The sequence below is a fragment of the Alteromonas sp. M12 genome, from assembly GCF_037478005.1.
Lineage (GTDB): Bacteria > Pseudomonadota > Gammaproteobacteria > Enterobacterales > Alteromonadaceae > Aliiglaciecola > Aliiglaciecola lipolytica_A.
Genome location: NZ_CP144164.1, coordinates 1749645 through 1771012 on the forward strand (window position 1 = coordinate 1749645; position 21368 = coordinate 1771012).

Annotated in this window: 15 protein-coding genes and 1 tRNA gene; 13 read left to right on the plus strand and 3 right to left on the minus strand. The window is 42.0% G+C overall.

The window, feature by feature from the left end; all coding sequences use genetic code 11:
- Positions 1-52 precede the first annotated feature (52 nt).
- A complete protein-coding gene (gene metG / locus VUI23_RS07560; RefSeq protein ID WP_342807586.1) occupies positions 53-2098 on the minus strand; it encodes a methionine--tRNA ligase in 2046 nt (681 codons plus the stop codon).
- A 117-nt stretch (positions 2099-2215) separates the two neighbouring features.
- Between metG and apbC the strand changes: the two genes are divergently transcribed.
- Positions 2216-3277: an iron-sulfur cluster carrier protein ApbC gene (gene apbC / locus VUI23_RS07565; RefSeq protein ID WP_342807588.1), complete on the plus strand. Its 1062-nt coding sequence runs from the start codon at positions 2216-2218 to the stop codon at positions 3275-3277.
- 89 nt (positions 3278-3366) lie between these two features.
- Positions 3367-3957 (plus strand): dCTP deaminase, encoded by a 591-nt coding sequence (gene dcd, locus VUI23_RS07570; RefSeq protein WP_216047033.1) that lies wholly within the window; start codon positions 3367-3369, stop codon positions 3955-3957.
- Positions 3958-3975: 18 nt separating this feature from the next.
- Here the strand turns inward: dcd and VUI23_RS07575 are convergent, their stop codons facing one another.
- Both VUI23_RS07575 and VUI23_RS07580 read right to left on the minus strand, forming a co-directional pair.
- The gene (locus VUI23_RS07575) at positions 3976-4998 is read right to left on the minus strand and encodes an AraC family transcriptional regulator ligand-binding domain-containing protein (RefSeq protein ID WP_216047032.1); all 1023 of its coding nucleotides are present in this window, start codon (positions 4996-4998) and stop codon (positions 3976-3978) included.
- Complete coding sequence (locus VUI23_RS07580; RefSeq protein WP_342807590.1) at positions 4991-5944, minus strand: diguanylate cyclase; 954 nt, start codon at positions 5942-5944, stop codon at positions 4991-4993. The genes VUI23_RS07575 and VUI23_RS07580 overlap by 8 nt, the downstream gene beginning before the upstream one ends.
- A 319-nt stretch (positions 5945-6263) precedes the next feature.
- Here VUI23_RS07580 and VUI23_RS07585 point away from each other — a divergent pair, with 319 nt between their 5' ends.
- The 11 genes from VUI23_RS07585 to VUI23_RS07635 all read left to right on the plus strand — a co-directional run bounded on the left by VUI23_RS07585 (position 6264) and on the right by VUI23_RS07635 (position 21359).
- Positions 6264-8954 carry a TonB-dependent receptor gene (locus VUI23_RS07585; RefSeq protein ID WP_303499803.1) on the plus strand — a complete coding sequence of 897 codons (2691 nt, stop codon included), beginning with the start codon at positions 6264-6266 and terminating at the stop codon, positions 8952-8954.
- A gap of 125 nt (positions 8955-9079) precedes the next feature.
- Positions 9080-10048: a tartrate-resistant acid phosphatase type 5 family protein gene (locus VUI23_RS07590; protein WP_342807592.1), complete on the plus strand. Its 969-nt coding sequence runs from the start codon at positions 9080-9082 to the stop codon at positions 10046-10048.
- Positions 10049-10050: 2 nt separating this feature from the next.
- Entirely contained in the window at positions 10051-11988 is a 1938-nt protein-coding gene (locus tag VUI23_RS07595; RefSeq protein ID WP_342807594.1) for a phytase, read from the plus strand.
- 204 nt (positions 11989-12192) lie between these two features.
- Positions 12193-12269, plus strand: a tRNA-Pro gene (locus tag VUI23_RS07600).
- 176 nt (positions 12270-12445) lie between these two features.
- Positions 12446-12607, plus strand: a complete 162-nt coding sequence (locus tag VUI23_RS07605) for a hypothetical protein (RefSeq protein ID WP_342807596.1) — start codon at positions 12446-12448, stop codon at positions 12605-12607.
- A 13-nt stretch (positions 12608-12620) separates the two neighbouring features.
- Positions 12621-13127 (plus strand): hypothetical protein, encoded by a 507-nt coding sequence (locus VUI23_RS07610; protein ID WP_342807598.1) that lies wholly within the window; start codon positions 12621-12623, stop codon positions 13125-13127.
- Positions 13128-13691: 564 nt separating this feature from the next.
- Positions 13692-16040: a TonB-dependent receptor gene (locus VUI23_RS07615; RefSeq protein WP_342807600.1), complete on the plus strand. Its 2349-nt coding sequence runs from the start codon at positions 13692-13694 to the stop codon at positions 16038-16040.
- 115 nt (positions 16041-16155) lie between these two features.
- Entirely contained in the window at positions 16156-17346 is a 1191-nt protein-coding gene (locus VUI23_RS07620) for a serine hydrolase (protein WP_342807602.1), read from the plus strand.
- 186 nt (positions 17347-17532) lie between these two features.
- On the plus strand, positions 17533-18705 hold the full coding sequence (locus tag VUI23_RS07625) for a hypothetical protein (protein ID WP_342807604.1): 1173 nt from the start codon (positions 17533-17535) through the stop codon (positions 18703-18705).
- Positions 18706-18722: 17 nt separating this feature from the next.
- Entirely contained in the window at positions 18723-19937 is a 1215-nt protein-coding gene (locus VUI23_RS07630) for a serine hydrolase (protein ID WP_342807606.1), read from the plus strand.
- 3 nt (positions 19938-19940) lie between these two features.
- Positions 19941-21359 carry a sodium/proline symporter gene (locus VUI23_RS07635; RefSeq protein WP_342807608.1) on the plus strand — a complete coding sequence of 473 codons (1419 nt, stop codon included), beginning with the start codon at positions 19941-19943 and terminating at the stop codon, positions 21357-21359.
- Positions 21360-21368 lie beyond the last annotated feature (9 nt).

Sequence of the window (21368 nt, forward strand, 5' to 3'; positions counted from 1 at the left end):
GTTCATAATATGAACGCCTAATAGTGGATCAGTTGTTAGGTTAGTGAAGCTATTATTTAACTTTCATACCAGGTTGTGCTCCTTCATGGGGTTCCATGATCCACAGATCTTTTCCACCCGGTCCAGCCGCTAAAACCATTCCCTCTGACAAACCAAAACGCATTTTACGGGGGGCTAAATTTGCCACCATTACGGTTAACTTACCTTCAAGGTCTTCCGGTTGATAGGCTGATTTAATGCCGGCGAACACCTGTTTAGTTTCTCCGCCTAGATCCAATTGCAGACGCAGTAATTTATCTGCACCTTCAACGTGTTCAGCTTTGGCTATTTTAGCTATACGTAGGTCGACTTTTGCAAAGTCATCAAAGCTAATCGTTTCACCAATTGGATCTTTGCTAAGTGGGCCATCGGTGGCCGATTCCGACGCGGGAGCTGCGACCTTCTTAGGCTCAAGGTTTTCTTTTGAGTCTTCTATAATCGCGTTAACCTTGTCCATATCAACACGTTGCATCAAGGCTTTAAACTTGTTTATTTTATGTTTACCCAAGTCACGTTGCGCACTGTCCCAATCAAGTTCATCGTTTAGGAAGGCTTCAGCTTGCTCAGCCAGTTTTGGTAATACAGGTTTAAGATAAACAACCAATATACGGAACAAGTTGATTCCCAATGAACAAACATCGTGAGTATATTGCTCTTTACCTTCTTCTTTGATGGTCACCCAAGGAGCTTGCGCATCAATGAATTGATTGGCTTTATCTGCCAAAGCCATGATTTCACGGATAGCTCTGTTGTATTGGCGCTTTTCATACATGTTGGCAATGTCATCAGAGGCTTGTTTAAATTGTGCAAGCAATTCAGGCTCAATGACGTTATCCGATAATGTAGCGTCAAAACGTTTGGTGATGAATCCGGCGCAACGACTGGCAATATTCACTACTTTACCGACTAAGTCAGAATTTACTTTCTGCGCAAAATCTTCCAAATTTAAATCGATATCAGTGACGCCGTCACTTAATTTAGAGGCGTAGTAATAACGTAAATACTCTGGATTCAAATGATCTAAATAGGTGCGTCCTTTAATAAAGGTACCCGTGGATTTAGACATTTTTGCGCCATTTACCGTGACAAAACCGTGGACGTTAACACCCGTTGGTTTGCGTAGACCTGCACCTTCAAGCATGGCGGGCCAGAACAAACAATGGAAATATGTAATGTCTTTGCCGATGAAATGATATAGCTCAGCATCTGAGTCTGCATTCCAGAAACTATCAAAATCAATATCATGTTGATTACAATAATTTTTGAAGCTCGCCATGTAACCTACTGGAGCATCAACCCAAACATAGAAAAACTTGTTCGGTGCGCCAGGTATCTCAAAACCGAAATAAGGCGCGTCTCGACTGATATCCCACTGTTGCAATCCTTCGTCAAACCACTCTTTGAGTTTATTGGCGATTTCTTCTTGCAGCGCACCACTGACGAGCCACTCTTTGAGCATATCTTCAAATTTTGGCAAATCGAAAAAATAATGTTCTGAATCTTTCAAGATAGGAGTTGCACCGGATACTACAGAGCGCGGATTGATAACTTCCGTGGGGCTGTAGGTCGCACTGCATACGTCGCAGCTATCGCCATTTTGATTTTCGGCTTTACACGAAGGGCAAGTACCTTTGATGAAACGATCTGGCAAGAACATTTTCTTTTCCGGATCATACAATTGGCTGATAGTACGTTTGCTGATGTAGCCGGCAGAATTCAAGCGATTATAGATTTCTTCACATAATTCTTTGTTTTCTTCAGAGTGGGTCACATAGTAATTATCGTATTCGATGTGAAAATCAAGCAGATCTTGGTGATGTTCTGCTCGAGTTTGCGCGACCATTTGTTCAGGGGTAATCCCTAACTCCTGAGCTTTTAACATTACCGGCGTACCGTGTGCATCATCTGCACAAACACTGTAGCATTGGTTGCCTCGCATTCGTTGATAACGTGTCCATATATCAGTTTGAATGTGTTCCAGTAAATGGCCTAGATGGATAGAACCATTGGCATAAGGTAAGGCACTGGTGACGAGTATTTTACGTGGCTGATTTGGCATGTTTGATTACGAGTCTTGATTAGTTGAAAAAAGGACGCAAATGGTAACGAAAATGCAGCGTTATTGCATTAGTAAAACAGCATAAAATCACATAAATTGCATCAAAAGGAGTCACCTTTGTCGAATACCCTGTTTAATCAACCCCAGATAACGCAAATTTGTCAGCTTATTGGACAAATGTTGAGCTTGTCTGAATCGCAAATAACGGATTGTTTGTCTCAGCAAGGGCAAAAATTGCAATTTTGTTTCCCATTTGCCTGTGAACAGGATTTTTCACTCATTATGGGCGCTATCGACGAACTTGGGTTAGATTCCAATCACGTGCAATTAAGCTGCGATATTGCGGCCAAAAAAACCAAAGTCAAACGCCTACAAAAGATTAAAAATATTATTGCAGTGGCCTCTGGTAAAGGTGGCGTTGGTAAGTCTACAACGGCAGTGAACCTGGCCTTTGCGTTACAAGCGCAAGGTGCAACGGTTGGCATATTAGATGCCGATATTTATGGTCCATCTGTGCCGATTATGTTGGGTAATCCTGAGCAAAGACCGCAAAGCGAAGATAATAAACATATGATCCCAATCAACTGTAACGGGGTGGTGGCCAATTCGATTGGTTATCTAGTGCCCAGTGATGATGCGACGGTTTGGCGTGGTCCTATGGCAAGTAAAGCGTTACAGCAAATCCTTAACGAAACCCTATGGCCTGAACTGGATTATTTGATTGTTGATATGCCTCCAGGCACCGGCGATATTCAGTTGACTATGGCGCAAATGGTGCCTTTAACTGCTGCAATAGTGGTTACGACACCACAGGACATAGCCTTGGCTGACGCCAAAAAAGGTATCGCGATGTTTAACAAAGTGAGTATTCCTGTTTTAGGTATTATTGAGAATATGAGCTATTACCAATGCCGTAAATGCGGCAATAAAGAGTTTGTGTTCGCCAGTGGTGGCGGGCAAAAATTAGCTGAACAGCAAAGCTTGGAATTACTTGGTCAGTTACCATTAGATATTCAAATCCGAGAGCATGCTGACAACGGTTTACCGTTAATACTTGAACAACCTAATGGTGATTTGGCACAGGCGTATTTGCATGCCGCTAAAAAAATGTCACAACAATTAGCCTACAGCCAAATTTTAAAAAGTGATGATTCAATCCCAATTGTTGAAAAACATTGAACAACCGCACCTAGGCGATCATAATGTGCGCGAATTGAGCTTTAAATTAAAAGCCGCGGATCAAGCGGTACACTTACAGAGAAAATTTCATGCGGTTATGTGATAAAGATATTTTTCAATACATAAAAGAAGGCAAAATTTCGATTTCTCCTGAACCTGATTATTCTGAAATCAGTGGTGTAACCGTGGATATCCGATTAGGTAATAAATTTCGGGTTTTTGAAGATCACACAGCACCTTTTATTGATCTCAGTGGTCCTAAAGCTGAAGTTCAAGAAGCCATGAACACAGTTATGAGCGATGAAATTATTGTCCCTGATGATAAGTCCTTTTTCCTGCACCCGGGTGAATTGGCATTAGCGGTGACGTATGAATCTGTGACGCTACCGGCCAATATTGTTGGCTGGTTAGATGGACGTTCTTCCCTTGCACGCTTGGGATTGATGGTTCACGTTACCGCACATCGCATAGATCCGGGCTGGTCAGGCAATATCGTATTGGAGTTTTTCAATAGCGGTAAACTACCATTGGCGTTAAAACCAAAAATGAAAATTGGTGCCATCAGTTTTGAAGTGTTGTCTGATTTTGCAGAAAAACCCTACAGCAGTAGAGCTGATGCGAAATATCGTAATCAAGATGGAGCTATTGCTAGTCGCATTAGTGCAGACGACAAGTCTTAGAGGTTGGGGTTACTAAACTCAGTAGAGTGGATTTTCAGTCGTCGTTCTGAGTTGGCTAGGCGTTAACCCCGTCCAACGTTTGACTGAACGCCGGAAATTAGGAATATCACTAAACTGCATCAAGTGAGCCGTTTCTTCGTTACTGAGTTGTTGAACTTGGAGTAGGTAGATTGCTTCTTGTTTGCCTACTTCATCATGAATTTGCTGAAAGGTGTAACCATGCTGTTTGAGCTTGCGTTTAAACGTTGCAGGACTCATACAAAATTTCTCGGCTGCTTTTTGTAAGCCACAATCAGAATGTTTTGATATTGTGGTACGCACCGCTTCTATAAATCCTTTGCTTGGCATCGAAACCATCTTGCACTGACGCAAAGCATGGCGTTTTAAGCTATCGCTGCGATTTATACACAAGCTCGCCAGCCATTTTTTATCGAAGCTAATACTCATCGCGGGTTGAGAAAAGTTCAGTCTATGGCCTAAATGAACCTCGTACTCTTGAATATATTTAGGCCGTGGAAATGGAAAGTTAAACTGAAATGGGATGCGCTGACCGAGAATTAATTTAACGGCTGAAACCAGTGCCGTGCAATACAGCTCTGCGATAAATTGAAAGCGCTCTCCACATCCAATCGCATCGGTAATCAATACGTAGTGACGTTGCTGCGAAGCATAGTGTTTAGTGTCTAAAAAAGGGCAAATCTGACTTCTAAGTACGGCCAACACAGTGAATGCATCAGCTAAATTACGACTGTGCATCAATGCATTGGAAATCGCCCCATAATTGCCCGGAAACATACGTTTGCCTAATAAAAAACCACAATCGTGTCCTGGAGTTAATGATTGCGCATTGCCCATAAGTTGCAGCAATTGTAGCGCACTGAGCTTTCTATCTGACACTAAATCTTGATTAAATATGCCTGTGCCACGCAACAGCTTGTGTTTATTGACGTCTCTGGAACGACTGAAGTCCAAAATGCTAGCTGCCAATTGGTGGGCAGGTATAACTTTATCATCAACATAAAAAAAGCGGTTTTCATCCATGTGCCTGTCCACCCTGATTCAGCCCGCTTTGTTTCGGTGTACTCCTTTGATCTTGCTTGAACCTTTCCAACCGTTGGTTAAGGCGTCGCAGTAGGCTTTCTGTTACGTCGCCTAAAATTGCCGACTCTGCAACAAAACTGAGCTGGTGGTAAACTGACTCCCCTGACTGACATGGCTTAAACGCGATACTCGCTATGGCTTTTTTGATTTGGCCGGCTATTTTTTCTGCACTCTGCAAATTAGTGTTAGGCAACAATAATATAAATCGGTCACCTGCATAGCGACAGGCTAGGTCAGTAGCACGCAAGTTCATTAAGATTAAATCTGCTAGCTCACGCAGAAGTTGGTCACCTTGAATATGGCCAAATTGGCGATTAAATACATCGAAGTTGTCGATATCTAGCATCACAACTGAAAACTCAGGATTGTGATTGTTTTGCAATTGTGAGTCGATTTGCGTGCGCATATAGTCTGCGCTATACAGCGCTGTAATGAAATCCACTTGGTGATGTTGACGTAACGCTGATTCGCGTTTTTGCAATTGTTTATTGAGGACTAACTGTTCTTTATGCCATTGGAATAACGCGTAACTCATAATAAACATGCCAATTCCAGCTGGAACCGATTCCACCATACTTAATATGCTTGCGGCATTTTGATAGGACATAAACTCGTCTATTAAGTCCAAGTTGGCAGAAAATAGAAAACAGCTCAGTCCTAATACCAATGCCGAAGTGACTCTACCCGGCGGGCGGCTGACTAACAGGAAAAAAATCCATAACAAGGAAAGCAGCGCGACACTGCCTTCGCCAATAATATCTAGCCATGAAATATCGGCAATGGGTTTGGCTTGCCCTAAACCAATGCTCAAGGTTAACGAAAGTGTCAATGATGCACATGTGACAGAGAACAATCGTTGATGGCGGGCTAGTAAAGAAAAGTTCATGGTAATACTCGGTTGATGCTGTTGGTTTTTATGCTGACATAGTTTCAAACCAGCTTAGGGGTCATATTGGCTCAGTAAAATGACAAATTAATGAAGGTGGTTAGCTTTGTTTTCAGTTAATTTCAAAACAGACCGTTTAAAACCGGAGGTCGCTGGGAGGTCAAATAAGCTCATGGAGCTTATAAGTGCTAGGTAAATTGGTGGTTTTAGCAAGCAACCGCTGAAACTATTTGGTTACCTGTCATAAAAATGTCATTGCTGCTCATTAGGTTGTCGCGCCAACACATTTAAACCTTAGTTTGCAACCAGAGACCTTACAATGAAAATGATAAAAACCACTTTAGCCTTGGCGTGCTTCGCGGCACTTTCCTGTCAATCTGCTTTAGCTGATGAAGGCGGAATTCAAGGTTTACTCACTGACAAAAGCCAGACTAGCTATATTCAAGGGGCTGAAGTCAATATCAAAGAATTGGGACAAAGCACCGTTTCCAAGCGAGACGGAAGTTTTCGTTTCGCAAATTTGCCTGAAGGTAACTACACCTTAGTGGTGAAATACCTAGGTACTCCAACAATTGAAGTGCCAGTGATTATCAGTGGTGGAAAAATTCTACAGCAAGATATTAGCTTGGCTGCGCCAGCTAAAGAGTTAGAAAACGTGATTGTCTATGGACAGCGAGCAGGGCAGGCAAGCGCGATCAATTTGCAGCGCGTCGCTGACAGCATTAAGTCGATTGTATCGGCAGATGCGATTGGCCAATTCCCAGACCAGAATGCCGCTGAAGCATTGCAACGTTTACCAGGTTTATCCATTGAACGTGATCAAGGGGAGGGACGTTTTGTCGGTATTCGAGGTATTGATCCCAATCTTAATAATGTGACCATCAATGGTGTCAATGTGCCTTCTCCTGAAGGTGGTGTGCGCTCTGTTGCGTTGGATGTGATCCCCTCTGAGCTTATTCAAGGATTAGAGGTGTCAAAATCAGTTACCTCTGATATGGATGCAGACGCTATCGGTGGGTCAATTGAAGTGAAAAGCTTAAGCGCTTTTGACCGCCAAGGCACGAGCGCCAGTATTAATGTACAGGCCAGTCAAAACCAGTTGCGAGACGAAACAAGTCCAAAAATATCAGGCAGTGTGACCAACGTATTTGATGACGTATTTGGTGTTGCTGCGGCACTGTCATATGCAAAGCGTGATTTTGGCTCTGACAACATTGAATCCAACGGTGATGATGAGATAGAACAACGTTACTACAGCATTTCAAGGGAGCGCATCGGTGCTGCTGTCAACTTGGATTTCCGTCCTGATTTCAACAATCGTTACTATTTACGCACTCTTTATAGCCGTTTCGCTGATGACGAATACCGGATGGCGAATACCTTTACGTTCGATGGAGAAGACTCCGAGATAGAACGAGGGAGCAAAGACCGTGAAGAAACCCAAACGATTTTATCTATTTCAGCCGGTGCCGAACATCATTTAGATGATTGGTTGGTTGAATATCAATTGGGTTATTCAAAAGCCGATGAGGATGATCCGCAAGCGTTGTATTACACCTTTGTGGGTGAAAATATGGCAATCGATTCGGATATGCAAGGGCAGATCCCGCAAATAACTCAAGATGCTGCAGCGATGGATTTGGCCAATTATGAGCTAGATGAAGTGAGCTTGGAAAAGAGCCTAGCAGAAGACACTGAAACTATGCTCAAAGCGGATTTCACCCGCATGTTTGACTTGCAAGAGGGGTCATTTGAATTGAAGTTTGGCGCAAAATATCGTGCTCGTGAAAAAACCACAGAAGCTGATATTTTCATCTATGACGGTGATTTTGATGGCATAGATCCCACTATGTTCGCAGCCGCGCAGCCTGATTGGGGATTAGGCAGTTTTGGACCAGGTTTAGACCGTGCAGGGCTACGTAACTACTTCAACCAAAATGGTGCGGGCTTCGAATTAGCGGAACTTGATTCAGAAGTTGAGTCCAATGGGGCGTCATATGTGAGTAACGAAGATATTTTTGCGGCTTATATTATGGGTCGTTATGAATGGCAAAAATTGACCCTAGTGGCTGGGGTCAGATACGAGGATACGGATTTCAATACCTCAGGTATGCGCGTAGAGTTAATCGAAAATGAGCAAACTGACGTTGAAGAAGTCGTTAATACACCTTGGAATAGTGAAAGAAGTTACGATCATCTTTTGCCAAGTTTGAATATGCGTTATGAATTTACCGAAAAACTAATTGCTCGAGCGGCTTTTACACAAACCATTTCTCGGCCTAAATTTGAAGATGCAGCTGCGTACCAAATCATTGAATCTAAAACAGAAGAAGATGAAGGCGTGTTCATTACTGAGCGCGAAGCTGAAGTTGGTAATCCAGAACTTAATCCGTTTGAATCGGATAACTTTGATTTAACCTTAGAGTATTACCCTGGTGATATTGGGGTGCTGTCAGCAGGGTATTTTTATAAAAATATCGATAATTTTGTGATCGTTGCCGACGTTGCTGATTTACCTGAATGGGATGGGTTTGACGAAGTCATGCAACCCATTAATGGTGAGTCTGCTAAGGTCAGCGGTGTCGAACTTTCTTGGGTAAAAGCCTTCGATAATGGCCTCTTGCTATCCGCCAATGGGACGTTCTCAAGCTCCGAAGCAATAACCTTATTAGACGGTGAACGCTTTGAAACATCATTGCCTAATCAGTCTGACAAAATTGGTAATTTCACCGTAGGTTATGAAAGCAACTTGGTTAGTTTGCGTTTAACCATGACATACAAAAGTGAAAACTTAGAAGAAATTGACGGTGATCTGATTCGCATGGAAGACAATCATCAGCAATTAGACTTCACTAGTAAGTACTTTATTGAGCAAAATATGTATCTGTATTTTAACGCGATAAATATTACTGACGAAGGTTTCTACAACTATTTTGACCAACGCAGTGTTAATGCACAATACGAAGAGTACGGTCGTACCTTTGAACTTGGATTTAGTTGGATGTTATAGCCTTAAGGTAGCGAACATTTGTTAAATGTTCGCTACTGAGCTTTTATACCGTCGTATCACGACCTAAGTTAAACGAGCCTCAGTATTTTGTGCTGGTTTATCTCATCTCGTAGTTTGGAATAACAATGTTTATTAGATATGTAATATTAGTCGTTTTAAGTGTCACCTCGTTTGCGGCCTTCAGTAAGCAGGTTCACGATCAAAACTTTTATAAGAAACACCATGTGCAAGCCTTAGCAACGCCAAAAGATAGCTTTAGCTTTTTGGTGTTAGGTGATTGGGGCCGCAATGGGCATTATCAGCAGCAACCTGTGGCTGATATGATGGATGTGGTCATGCAGCAAATCGACGGCGAATTTATTGCCACCACCGGTGACAACTTTTACTCAAATGGTGTGGCTTCGGTTGATGATCCATATTGGCAAACCTCATTTGAACAGATATACCATGGACCTAATTTATTTGAAGATTGGTATCCTACGTTAGGCAATCATGATTACCGTGGAAATTGGCAAGCGCAAATTGATTACTCAAAACGCAGTCGACGTTGGGAGTTTCCATCTGCGTATTATGCTAAAACCTTTAAGGTAGGTAAAAACACTGAAATGTTAGTGTTATTTATTGATACCAATCCACTTAATCCGGAATACAAAAATCGCGCTAAATATGCCGAAACACAAAAACCAGATGGTGCAAAACAATTACGTTGGATTGAACAACAATTAGCTAACTCAACAGCCAAATGGAATATTGTGATTGGTCATCATCCTCTATATTCCAGCGGTAAACGATTTGGCAAAACAGAAGGGATTCAGCAGGTTTTAGAACCTATATTTGAAAAATATAAAGTAGATGCTTATTTCGCTGGTCACGAACATGATTTACAACATAATCGCCCAGCGGGAAAACTGGTTGAACATTTTGTATCTGGCGCGGGTTCTGAACTGCGTCCGGTTCAACAGCGAGTGTTCACACAGTACGCAAAAAGCGAAGCCGGATTTTTAACTGTTTCGGTGGGAGACAGCAACATGCTAATTCAATTCATCAGTGCCGCTGGCGAGCGTCTCTATCACTACAGCATGGATAAGGAATAAAGATGAAATCAATTTACCTGTGGATTGCCGCGTGTTGCATTCTAAGTGCCTGTCAAACAACGTCAAAATCAAGTGCCCCGATAAATCAGATTACCCCTTTATTTAGCGATTCAGTTAATAATCTTGCGGGTAAATCTGCGCTGCCCATTATGCATGATGAAAAGCGATATTGGTTATTGACCAGTGAGACTAAAGGCATTCTATTACTTGATGACCAAGGTCAGTTGCTTAGTACTTTTTCCGGTAACATGGAAATGCTTGACTGGCGTGACAATATCCAGATAGACAATAAAGAATACGGATTAATTACCACTACAGATAATAACTTGCAACAAATCCTAGTGTTAGGTTTGGACTGGCAAACTCAGCAACTATCATTGATGTCTAGGTTATCGCAACCCGAAGGACAAGTAGAAGCTCTTTGCTGGTATCAAATGCCGCAAGGGCATTTGTCAGTTTTCATAGCTGATGCCAAAGGAGTAGTGGAACAACGAATAGTGGTTGATGCCAAAAATCAAACCTTGGTTGATGTGCCTGTCCATGAATTTATCGGCACTCTACAAACCAAAAGTTGTGCAGCTGATGACGAAGCCGGTATTGTATATTTGGCTGAAGAGAATATTGGTCTTTGGCGCTACCCAGCAGATCCTGAAGCTGAATTGGTTCGTGAACTTGTGATTGCGGTGAGTCCTTTTGGGCCAATGGAAGGGGAAGTAAGCCATGTTGATGTATTACATAATGGCGATATTTTGGTTAGCGCTCCGGATCAACAAGGAGTCTGGCATGTCGAGGCTGGGAATAACGCAAATGCTCATTTTATTCCGTTAACCGGTGCCGATAAGCCAGAAACAAGCAATGGTGTATTGCAATCATCGAACTTGGTATTAGGGATTTTTGATGATCAAAGTTCAGCGTATTCTCGAGCACAACTGAATATCTCAACTACAAACAGAGAAATCCAAGCATCTGAATTTGGCAGCGTTACACCATTTGCACAAACAGAACCTATGCAGGTATTTGGTGATGCCGCTGATGATCCGGCAATTTGGATAAACTCCGCCGCGCCAGAACAAAGTCGCATACTAGGTACCAATAAAAAGCAGGGCATGATGTTATATGACTTGCAAGGTAATTTACTTCAGGAACTCAATGTAGGCAGAGTGAATAATGTGGATATTCGGTATGGTTTTAAATTAGGTAACCGAACTTTCGATTTAGCCGCGGCCAGTAATCGCACCACTAACAGCATTAGCTTGTTTGCATTGCAACATGATAGCGGTGAAATGTCATTTTTGTCTGATATTAAAACGGATTTAGCGGATGTTTATGGCCTGTGTATGTATCAGCAAGAAGACCAATACCATGTTTTTATAAATGACACCGATGGACGTTTTCAGCAGTATTTATTAATGCCAAACAACAATGAGGTTGGAGCCAAATTAATCAGGGAATTTCGAGTACCAAGTCAACCTGAAGGCTGTGTTGCCGATGATACTAATCAGCAACTCTACTATGGTGAAGAATCCACTGGGGTTTGGCAGATTAGCGCACGTCCAACTAAAGCAGGAGCTAGGTTAATCGCTACCACCTCTAGTAACTTTGTTGCTGATGTTGAGGGAATGGGCATTTACAACATGGATGGGAAACGTTATTTAGTCGCATCTAGTCAAGGAAACAACAGCTTCGGCGTATTTGCACTGGATCAGAATAATCGTTATTTAGGCAGTTTTCGGATTGATATGGATTTAACTGCTGGAATAGACGGTGTCTCTGAAACTGACGGTTTAGAAATTACATCATTAAGCTTAGGAGCGAATTTACCCGACGGGTTATTGGTCGTGCAGGATGGTCGAAATAGACTGCCCAATGCTCCACAGAATTTTAAGCTGGTGGACGGAAAGTTAATCAAGCAGCTTATAAAGCAGTGGCTAAAGAACTAATGACTTAGTCTTTTGCAAAATATTAAGATCAAAGACCCCGTTTTCGAACGGGGTTTTTTGAACGTTTTTTAAACACCACTTACAAATAGCTCTCATTCCAGCAACAAAAATCCAAAAAAAACGCTCAAACACCCACCAGTTGGCCACTCAAACGATATTTGCCGTTGCAAAGTGTCGAAAAATAAGTAAACTGCGCAGCTCGGTCGGTGTGTAGCGCAGCTTGGTAGCGCACTGTCATGGGGTGTCAGGGGTCGGAGGTTCAAATCCTCTCACACCGACCAATTAATCTGCTCCCCTTATCCTGCTTGATTCTCAGGCATTTTCCATCTAAAAATATCCTTACTTTATTGAACTGAAAGATACCGTTGGGTCACCTTTTTGTTCAAAATCATTCCAAATACTATGTTACCGAGTTTAGCCCCCGCGGTTGTTGTTCGGTGTGCATGGCCTAAAGGCCATGCTACAAAAAAGCGGTGATGCATTTTATTCGGTCATTCGTGTAGGCGGTGGCTTTAGCCCCGCGGTTGTTGTTCGGTGTCCATGGCCTAAAGACCATGCTACAGGTGGCGGTTTAGATACCTTCTATGGCCTAAAGGCCATGCTACAAAAAAAGCGGTGATGCATTTTACTCGGTGATTCTTGTAGGTGGAGGCTTTAGCCCCGCGTTTGTTGTTCGGTGTCCATGGCCTAAAGGCCATGCTACAGGTGGCGGTTTAGATACCTTCTATGGCCTAAAGGCCATGCTACAAAAAAGCGGTGATGCATTTTATTCGGTCATTCGTGTAGGCGGTGGCTTTAGCCCCGCGGTTGTTGTTCGGTGTCCATGGCCTAAAGGCCATGCTACAGGTGGCGGTTTAGATACCTTCTATGGCCTAAAGGCCATGCTACAAAAAAGCGGTGATGCATTTTATTCGGTCATTCTTGTAGGTGGTGGCTTTAGCCCCGCGTTTGTTGTTCGGTGTCCATGGCCTAAAGGCCATGCTACAGGTGGCGGTTTAGATACCTTCTATAGCCTAAAGGCCATGCTACAAAAAAGCGGTGATGCATTTTACTCGGTCATTCTTGTAGGTGGAGGCTTTAGCCCCGCGGTTGTTGTTTGCTGTCCATGGCCTAAAGGCCATGCTACAAAAAAGCGGTGATGCATTTTATTCGGTCATTCTTGTAGGTGGAGGCTTTAGCCCCGCGGTTTTTATTGTCTTTTAAATGCTATAAAAAGTGTTTTTATAAATTTTTGTTGTTTGCTGTTCGGCACCTCTATATTACTAAAATCAATTACCAATCCACTGAATCAAACTTCTTGTTATTAGATGTTGTTGGGGAAACAATTTAAGGGGAGGGATTGATTAAACTTATTTGTTGATAATATCACCTTTTATTTTCCTGTCTTATCAATTGCTTACTTTTTAAATTATTCTAAGATTATTATTAAAAGTGTTTTTTACTCGTTTTATGAGGTTTTCAGTTTCCACAAAATATTTCATTTTGAACTCGTAACTGATTGATAAATATCAAATTGCAGGGGGGATTATTAGGCTAAAACAAATGTTTGTAGGTTATAATGTTATATGTTAATGTCATTCTGTGGTTGGGTCATTATTGAGCATTTTGGCTAAGCTGTGTAATAACTTAGTGCTTCATTTAAGAGGCGCAAATTAAATTAAATTACTAATTATAATAATAAATATCTGCACCGGGGATCTAATATGAGTATAACATTTAAAGTTACAGCCTTATCTTTAGCCATTGCTTCTGTGATGAGCTCATCAGTTGTTTCACAAGCAAACGCACAAGAAGTTACAAACGATGAGAGCGGTCTTGAAGTCATCATGGTTACTTCACGAAAAGCTGTCGAATCTATTCAAGATGTGCCTTTAGCAATCAGTGCGTTTAGTGCCGAAGACATTGCCAAACGAAGCATCGAAGAACTAGAAGATGTCGCCATGTCTACACCTGGTTTGTCTTTTGAAGATTATTCCAATGGCGGTTACGGTACTCCCATTATTCGTGGTGCAAGCCAATTTTCCGTAGACCAACTTGAACAAAACGTTTCCACCTTCGTTGACGGCGTGTATATCCCTAGAAATTATGCACTTGATTTAGGTGCAATGGACATGGAACGTATCGAAGTCGTAAAAGGACCCCAAGGCGCATTATATGGTGCAAACTCATTCATGGGGGCTATTAATTACATTACTTCTAAAGCTGATTTAGGCGGCCTGACTGGTGAAGTCGGTTTGGTGGTAGGTGATGGCGGTCGTCGTGATATTACCGGTAACATTAGCGTGCCAATCATTGAAGACAAGCTAGCCGTTAAATTCAATTTCACCAACAGTGACTATGATGGTGATTGGACAAATTCACATCCAGCAGCACAAGCCGGTGTCAGTCCAGGTACTGATGATAGCTTGGGTGGTTGGGATAAAAAGACCTACAGCATTTCTTTAGTGGCAAAACCTACCGAAACTGTTGATATTGAAATGGCCTATCATTCTTTTGACTCTTTTACTGAGGGTAAAGCACAATCTCGTTTAGAAATTGGTGATTATAATTGTGGTGGTAGTTTATTTGGTGGTCCAGTTCGAGGTTATTGTGGTGAGTTGCCTGATACCCCCCTTGAATTTGGTACTGATACCGAAACCGGTTTTTTGATTGACCCTAGAACCTATGCTTTAGACTCCGAAACTGAAATTTTTAGAGCTTCGATTTCAGCCGAGCTGACCAATAACTTTAGCGTTTCATATCAATTTGCCAATATTCAAGGTGAAACCATGAGTGCGGGTATTTCTGATAGATCGCCCCTTACCGGCACCGATTTGACACCTTTTGGTATTCCAGCATTCCTGAATGCATTTACCGTTTTACCTGTAGGTGGCTTTGACTATGATTCTCATGAGTTGAGAGCTGAATACACTGCTGACAATGGTGTGTATGCTATGTTCGGTGTGTATTCTTCCGATGGTGAAGATAGAGACACAGGACAAACAGGTTATTATGCTCCTCTTTATACTGATAATTTAGACCCAATTACCGAAGATTCTTTGGATCCGGACAGCCGCAACAATAATATCACCATTACTGAAGCAACCGCATTATTTGGACGAGTTGCCGTACCATTGATGGATGATAAATTAGTGTTAGCAGTGGAAGGTCGTTATACCGACGAAACTAAAAAGCAGAACATCACATATATCGATGAGTCTACAGCTGATGATTATGAAGACAGTTATTTTACACCTCGTTTCACAGCAGATTATAGTATTAACAAGAACCAACTCGTTTACTTTTCAGCTGCACAAGGTGTTAAATCTGGTGGCTTGAACCCTGAAATTAGCGGTGGCCTAGAAGACTCCGAAAAAGTGTATCAAGCAGATGAAAACACCACTTACGAAATTGGTTCAAAAAATACTATTTTAGATGGCGATCTTCGAATCAACGCTGCCGTTTATTATATTGATTGGACTGAACTACAAGTGAGTCAGGCGGCAATTAATGGCGGCTTTTTCACGACCTCTATTGTTGGTAATTTAGGCTCTGCAACATCCAAAGGTTTAGAAATGGATGTTACATATGCACTAACTGATGCCATTACGGTTAATGCCGGATTAGCACTTAATAATGCTAAATACGATGATGGAACTATCTCTCAGCGTTTAGCCCGAGCTGCAATTTGTGATGACATCGTGTGTGCGGCCAATGGTGATATCGGAGGAAATTCATTACCAAGAAGTTCTGATACACAATGGAATATCGGTGCCCAGTATGATGGTGAGTTTAACGACAATCTAGAATATTTCGTACGTGCTGACCTTACTGGTCAATCTGAGCAATACATGTCAGAAGCGAATATTGCCACTTTGCCTTCTAGAAGATTACTTAATCTACGTGGTGGTGTGACCGGTGAGAATTGGTCTGCAGAGTTGTGGGTTAAAAATGCAACAGATGAAGAATATGTATCAAACGCATTCTACATTCCTAGCGCATTTTTCGTGTCTATCGTCCCAACTTGGGGTAACCAACGTCGAATCGGTGTTTCTGCAGAATACCGTTTTTAATCTCTGACGATAAATAGCGAAACTCGCTGTATAGTTATCGCAAGCCGGTCATCAAAAGCCGGTTTGTTGATAACTAGAGTGACCATTTGAAAAATCTGTTGGAGATGGTTTTTGTATGCAGAATGTTATTAAAAAATTAGCTTATGTAGTTGCTTTCCTGTTGCTAATTTTGCTCGTATTATTTGGCCTGAATTACACTTATATCAGCCGTGTTAATAGCTTAGAAGGTGTTGATACTATCCATGATACTGATTGGTTCAGTCCTGTGGTAACGATGGCAGCTAAAGCTAATCCAGATCCTCTTAGCATTTCACCTTTGGCTCTAAGTGAACAACAAACTCGCTTTACCGAATCCTTAAGTTACGCCGAAAAAATGGGCAGTAGCGCGTTTTTGGTGTGGCATAACGGTGAGTTAGTTGCGCAAAAGTTTTGGCAAGGTGAAAGTGAAGATAGTTATATGCAAACCTTTTCAATCCACAAGTCAATTGTGGCATTGGCGGTGGGGATTGCAGTAGAGCGGGGCGATATTGAATCGGTTCAAGATCCTGTTTCAAAATACATTGGACAATGGATTGATATGCCATATGGCCAAATTACCATTGAACATCTATTAACCATGGACTCAGGCTTGGCATTGCCGCCATTATCAATCGACAATAGCATTTTCGCCCACAGTACTAAATTAATGTACAGTGAAGATATTTCTGCCGTAGCTCGCTCGTTAGAACAAATTAGAGCGCCGGGTACAATGTTTGAATATAACAACTCTAATCCGCAATTATTAATTGATGTGATTGAAGCTGCCACTGGAGAAAAGTATGCATCTTACCTTGAGCAGCACCTCTGGTCGAAAGTAGCCAATAGTTCTGCCGATCTTTGGCTAGATCGAGAAAATGGTAGCGTCCATGGCTTTTGTTGTTTAATTGCCAAACCTGTGGATTTACTTGCTGTTGGTTTGTTGATACTCAATCAAGGTATGGTTAACGATCAGCAAGTTATCTCAAAAGAATGGATCAACAAAACTACCCAAGCTTCTAATAGTAATCCTAATTATGGCTATTTAACTTGGTTAGGCAGTCCGTTCAAACCTATGCGTACTTATCGTCCTACTGATAAGTTTGGCGTCATCCACTCAGCTCCTTATTTAACCGATGACCTAGTCTTTTTTGATGGTTTTGGTGGGCAACGGGTTTATATCGTGCCGTCAAAACAGTTAGTAATTGTTCGAGTAGGCGCAGTCCGATTTGACTTTGATGATGCCTTTATACCCAATTCAGTCATCAAAGCGATTACTCAAGTAGAGTAGAGGAAGCAGGATTTCCTAACATAGAAAAAAGCAATAAAAACGCCCTTGTTGTGCGTCAATAACAAGGAAGTAAATGTTTAAATTCTTTAGGGCATTACCCAAGTGTAGGTCTTAGAATAAATATCAACCGATAGTGATTGTAAAAGATATGAATAAAAATAATAAATTTTATCAGCAGGGTGAGTTATGAATAATAAAAGTAAACTCGGTGGTTTTTTAGAACAACTAGGCTTGTGTTGTTCAGTGTTGTTTTACGTATTATTTGCTTGGCATCAGTGGTGGTCAGGCGTATCTCCGCGACTCATTCGTGGCAGTGCTGAACGGGATGCGATTCATCATGCTCACCTTAGCATTGGTGCTACTTTGTTCGTATTGGTCCTAGTGCTGTTTTTAATTTGGCTTTTACGACCTGGCGCATCGATCACAACGCGTTTGAAAAATGCCTTTTCTTCGGTTTCAACAACGGCCATTTCGCTGTTCTTCATTTTTATGTTTTTTGCCATGTTGTATGGTTTAGGCCAAGCGTGGGCTAAAGATGAAGTGACTAAAGTGTTAGGCGTGTTTCCCTTACCGCATTTTTTAGATTGGTCATGGAGTACCTCAGGTTACATGCATTCTGCATTTAGTAATGTGGCATCCGCGTTATTTTCTGGCATTGTATTTGTGTATTTGTTCACTCATTTACGTAAACATGTCAAACCTGGTGTGGCAGTTGCCATCCTTATCATAGTGCACTTATTGGTTAATTTACCTAAGCCACCTTCTATCCATCCTATTGCCGCTTTTGGTACCTATGTGCTTGTACCCATGTATTACCTTATTGCGTTGGCATTGTTTTGTTGGGCTAAGCATAAACGCTTGGTTTATATCCCGGTATTGAGCATCTTCATTTTGTTCTTTATGTACCTACCTTACTTTGCGTTTAAAGTGCTGCCACCTTGGCATGTTGCTAAAGCAACTGAGACAGTGTTAGTCGAATCAAAAGAAGTGCTAATACCTGCTCGTCCTCGTACCGAGATTTTCCCTACAACAGAAAGTTTAACCGCAGCTAAGAGCTCAGCGTCATGGTGTACTCAATGTCATAACGCCGTTGAAAGTAAAGAGCATTTATTAGGGCCAAATCTGGTTGGAGTGTTTAACCGTCAAGCTGGTACCGTGCAGGGATATGGTCGTTATTCAACAGCCATGGTCAGTGCTGGGGAAGGCGGATTATTTTGGTCCAGAGCCAACTTATCTGAATTCTTATCTCACGGTAAAGACTTTGTCCCTGATAATTTAATGAATCAGCAAACGGATTTATCGGACCCAGTAAAACGAAACCAAGTAATTGATTATCTTGAATATATATCATCTAAATAGATGACAGGAGAAAGTATATGGGCAAGACAATAGGTAAGATTTTCATTGGCTTTTTAGCATTGGTGATGTTGGTAGGCGGTGTTTTATATTTAAAAGACCCTCTTTTTTGGAAGCGTTATTACCTGATTGCTACTGGTAACGGGGTTTTACCTCAATCCGGTTGGGCTGGCTCTGAATATATGGTTGCTGGTGATGCACAGCAGTTATTTGATGTGGTCAATGAAGGAGAGGGCAGTATTCCCGCTGAAGCCCTTGCTCAAGTGAGCGAATATGCTGCTGAGCGCCGCAGCACTTCTTTGCTAATTTGGCATAAAGGTAAATTACGTTTTCGTGAGCACTATCAGGGACTGGATGAAAACTCATTAATCGTTGGCAAAAGTATGGCAAAAATGGTCGCCTCTTTAGTGGTTTCAAGAGCGATTAAAGATGGTTTTATTGCTGGTTTAGATGAACCTGCATCAACCTATATAACTGAGTGGCAAGGCACGGAAAAAGCCACCATCAGCATCCGTAATTTACTGCATATGGCAGCTGGATTTGAAAAGTACTACACCTTGGATATGAGCCCATTTAGCAATTTTACGCGTTCCTATATTTCAGGATATTCAGATGATGTGATAATCAATGATTATGAAGTGGTTGCTGAACCCGGTACCAAGTATGACTATAGCCAAGCGGTGTCTGATTTAATTGCGATAATAATCAAGCGGGCAACGGGGCAACCCTATGGCCAATACTTGTCTGAGTCACTGATTAAACCTATTCACGCGCAAGGTGGAGAGGTGATGCTCAACCGCCCTCAAGGTGTCGCTCACAGTGGCTGTTGTTTGTTATTGCCTTCAGAGTCTTGGTTGCGAATGGGGATACTACTTTTAAACGGTGGGGAAATAGATGGCCAATCGTTGTTTTCAGAAAACTGGATGGAAGACTATTTAGAGCCGTCACCTGCTAATCCTGCCATGGGATTACATATTTGGTTGGGGAAACCCTACTTTCCTAAACGTTCATGGGCACAAGTAGGTGCAGCCACAGGCTTTGGGGTTATCCACAGCGAACCTTATTTGGCTGACGACCTCTTTATGTTTGACGGCAGCGGCAATCAAGTGATGTATATCATTCCATCCATGGACTTGGTTATTTTGCGTACTGGTGGGTTTAGTCGGGCACCGGGTAAAGAATGGGATAACAGTTATATTCCCAATACAATTATACGAAGCATACTGGAGCAGTAAACAGTGTCTAATCAAAGTTATATTTTAGTCGTACTAGTTGTATATAAATTAGTCTTGTTGGGTATCGGTTTTTGGGCACAGCGTCGTGTTAAGAACAGTGATGATTTTTTCTTAGGTGGACGGGGATTAGGCCCTTTTGTTGCCGCAGTGAGTTACTCAGCTAGTTCTTCTTCAGCTTGGAAACTGCTTGGCTTTAGTGGCGTAGTAATGGTGCTAGGCATATCTGGTATTTGGCTAGCCTTGGGAAGTATTTTAGGGATGTTCATATCCTGGTATTGGTTCGCTCCTAGGCTTTATCGCACTAGTCTTGAACAAAAAGATTTAACTGTAACCGACTTCTTAAGTTTTGGCAGTAACGGCCAGATTAAAAAGCTAATCGTGGTGACCGCATCGATAATCATACTCGTTTCTTTTACTTTGTATGTTGCAGCTCAATTCCAAGGTGCGGGTAATATGTTTTCTGCGACTTTTGATATGCCAATGACCGAAAGCGTATTAATTGGTGCATTGATTATCTTTATTTACACTGTGCTGGGCGGTTTTTGGGCGGTAAGTATGACCGATGCACTGCAAGGCTCGATTATGGCAATCGCCACATTAGCGCTGCCAATTGCCGCGGTTGTCGCACTAGGTGGCCCTATCGATTTTGTCACCACCTTAATTGAGGTTGCTACGCCAGAACAACTCAGTTTAACTGGAGGGAATGTTGCCTTATTAGCCGCAGGTGTCATTATTGGTAATCTCAGCGTTTCGGTATCCTCTATGGGGCAACCCCATATGTTATTGCGCTTTATGGCATTGCGCGATGAAAAATCAATTAAGACAGGGCGACGTATTGCCGCAGCCTGGTTTCTTATCGTCGATTTGGGAGTGGTGATCGTTGGACTTGCAGGACTTGCATTACAAATGCAATTAGATAATCCAGAAAACCTGTTTTTTGTACTAACAACCGAATTGTTCCACCCTATAGTTGCAGGTGTTATTACTGCCGCAGTGCTGTCTGCCATCATGTCTACTGCTGACAGTCAGTTATTAGTTAGTGCATCTGTGGTAGCCCATGATTTGGGGTTAGAAAAACGTTCTCGCTTTTCTTCATTGACCATTTCACGATTAAGTATTTTGTTGGTCGTTGTTTTTTCAGTGTTAGTGACTTTGTATATGCCTGAGGCGATATTTAGCAGAGCCATTTTTGCATGGGTAGCGCTAGGCGCGTCTTTTGGACCAATAATTATTGTGCGTTTATGTAATCGAGATATTAATCCTAAAGCAACATTATTGGCGATGATAACGGGGTTTGTATTAGCGGTTACCTTTTACATGTTACCCAGTACACCAGGGGATTTCTTGGAAAGGGTAGTGCCGTTTAGCATTGCGACTATCATCGCGTTTGTTGGCTCTAAGCCTCGTACTAGAATTGCCTAAAGTTTAGAG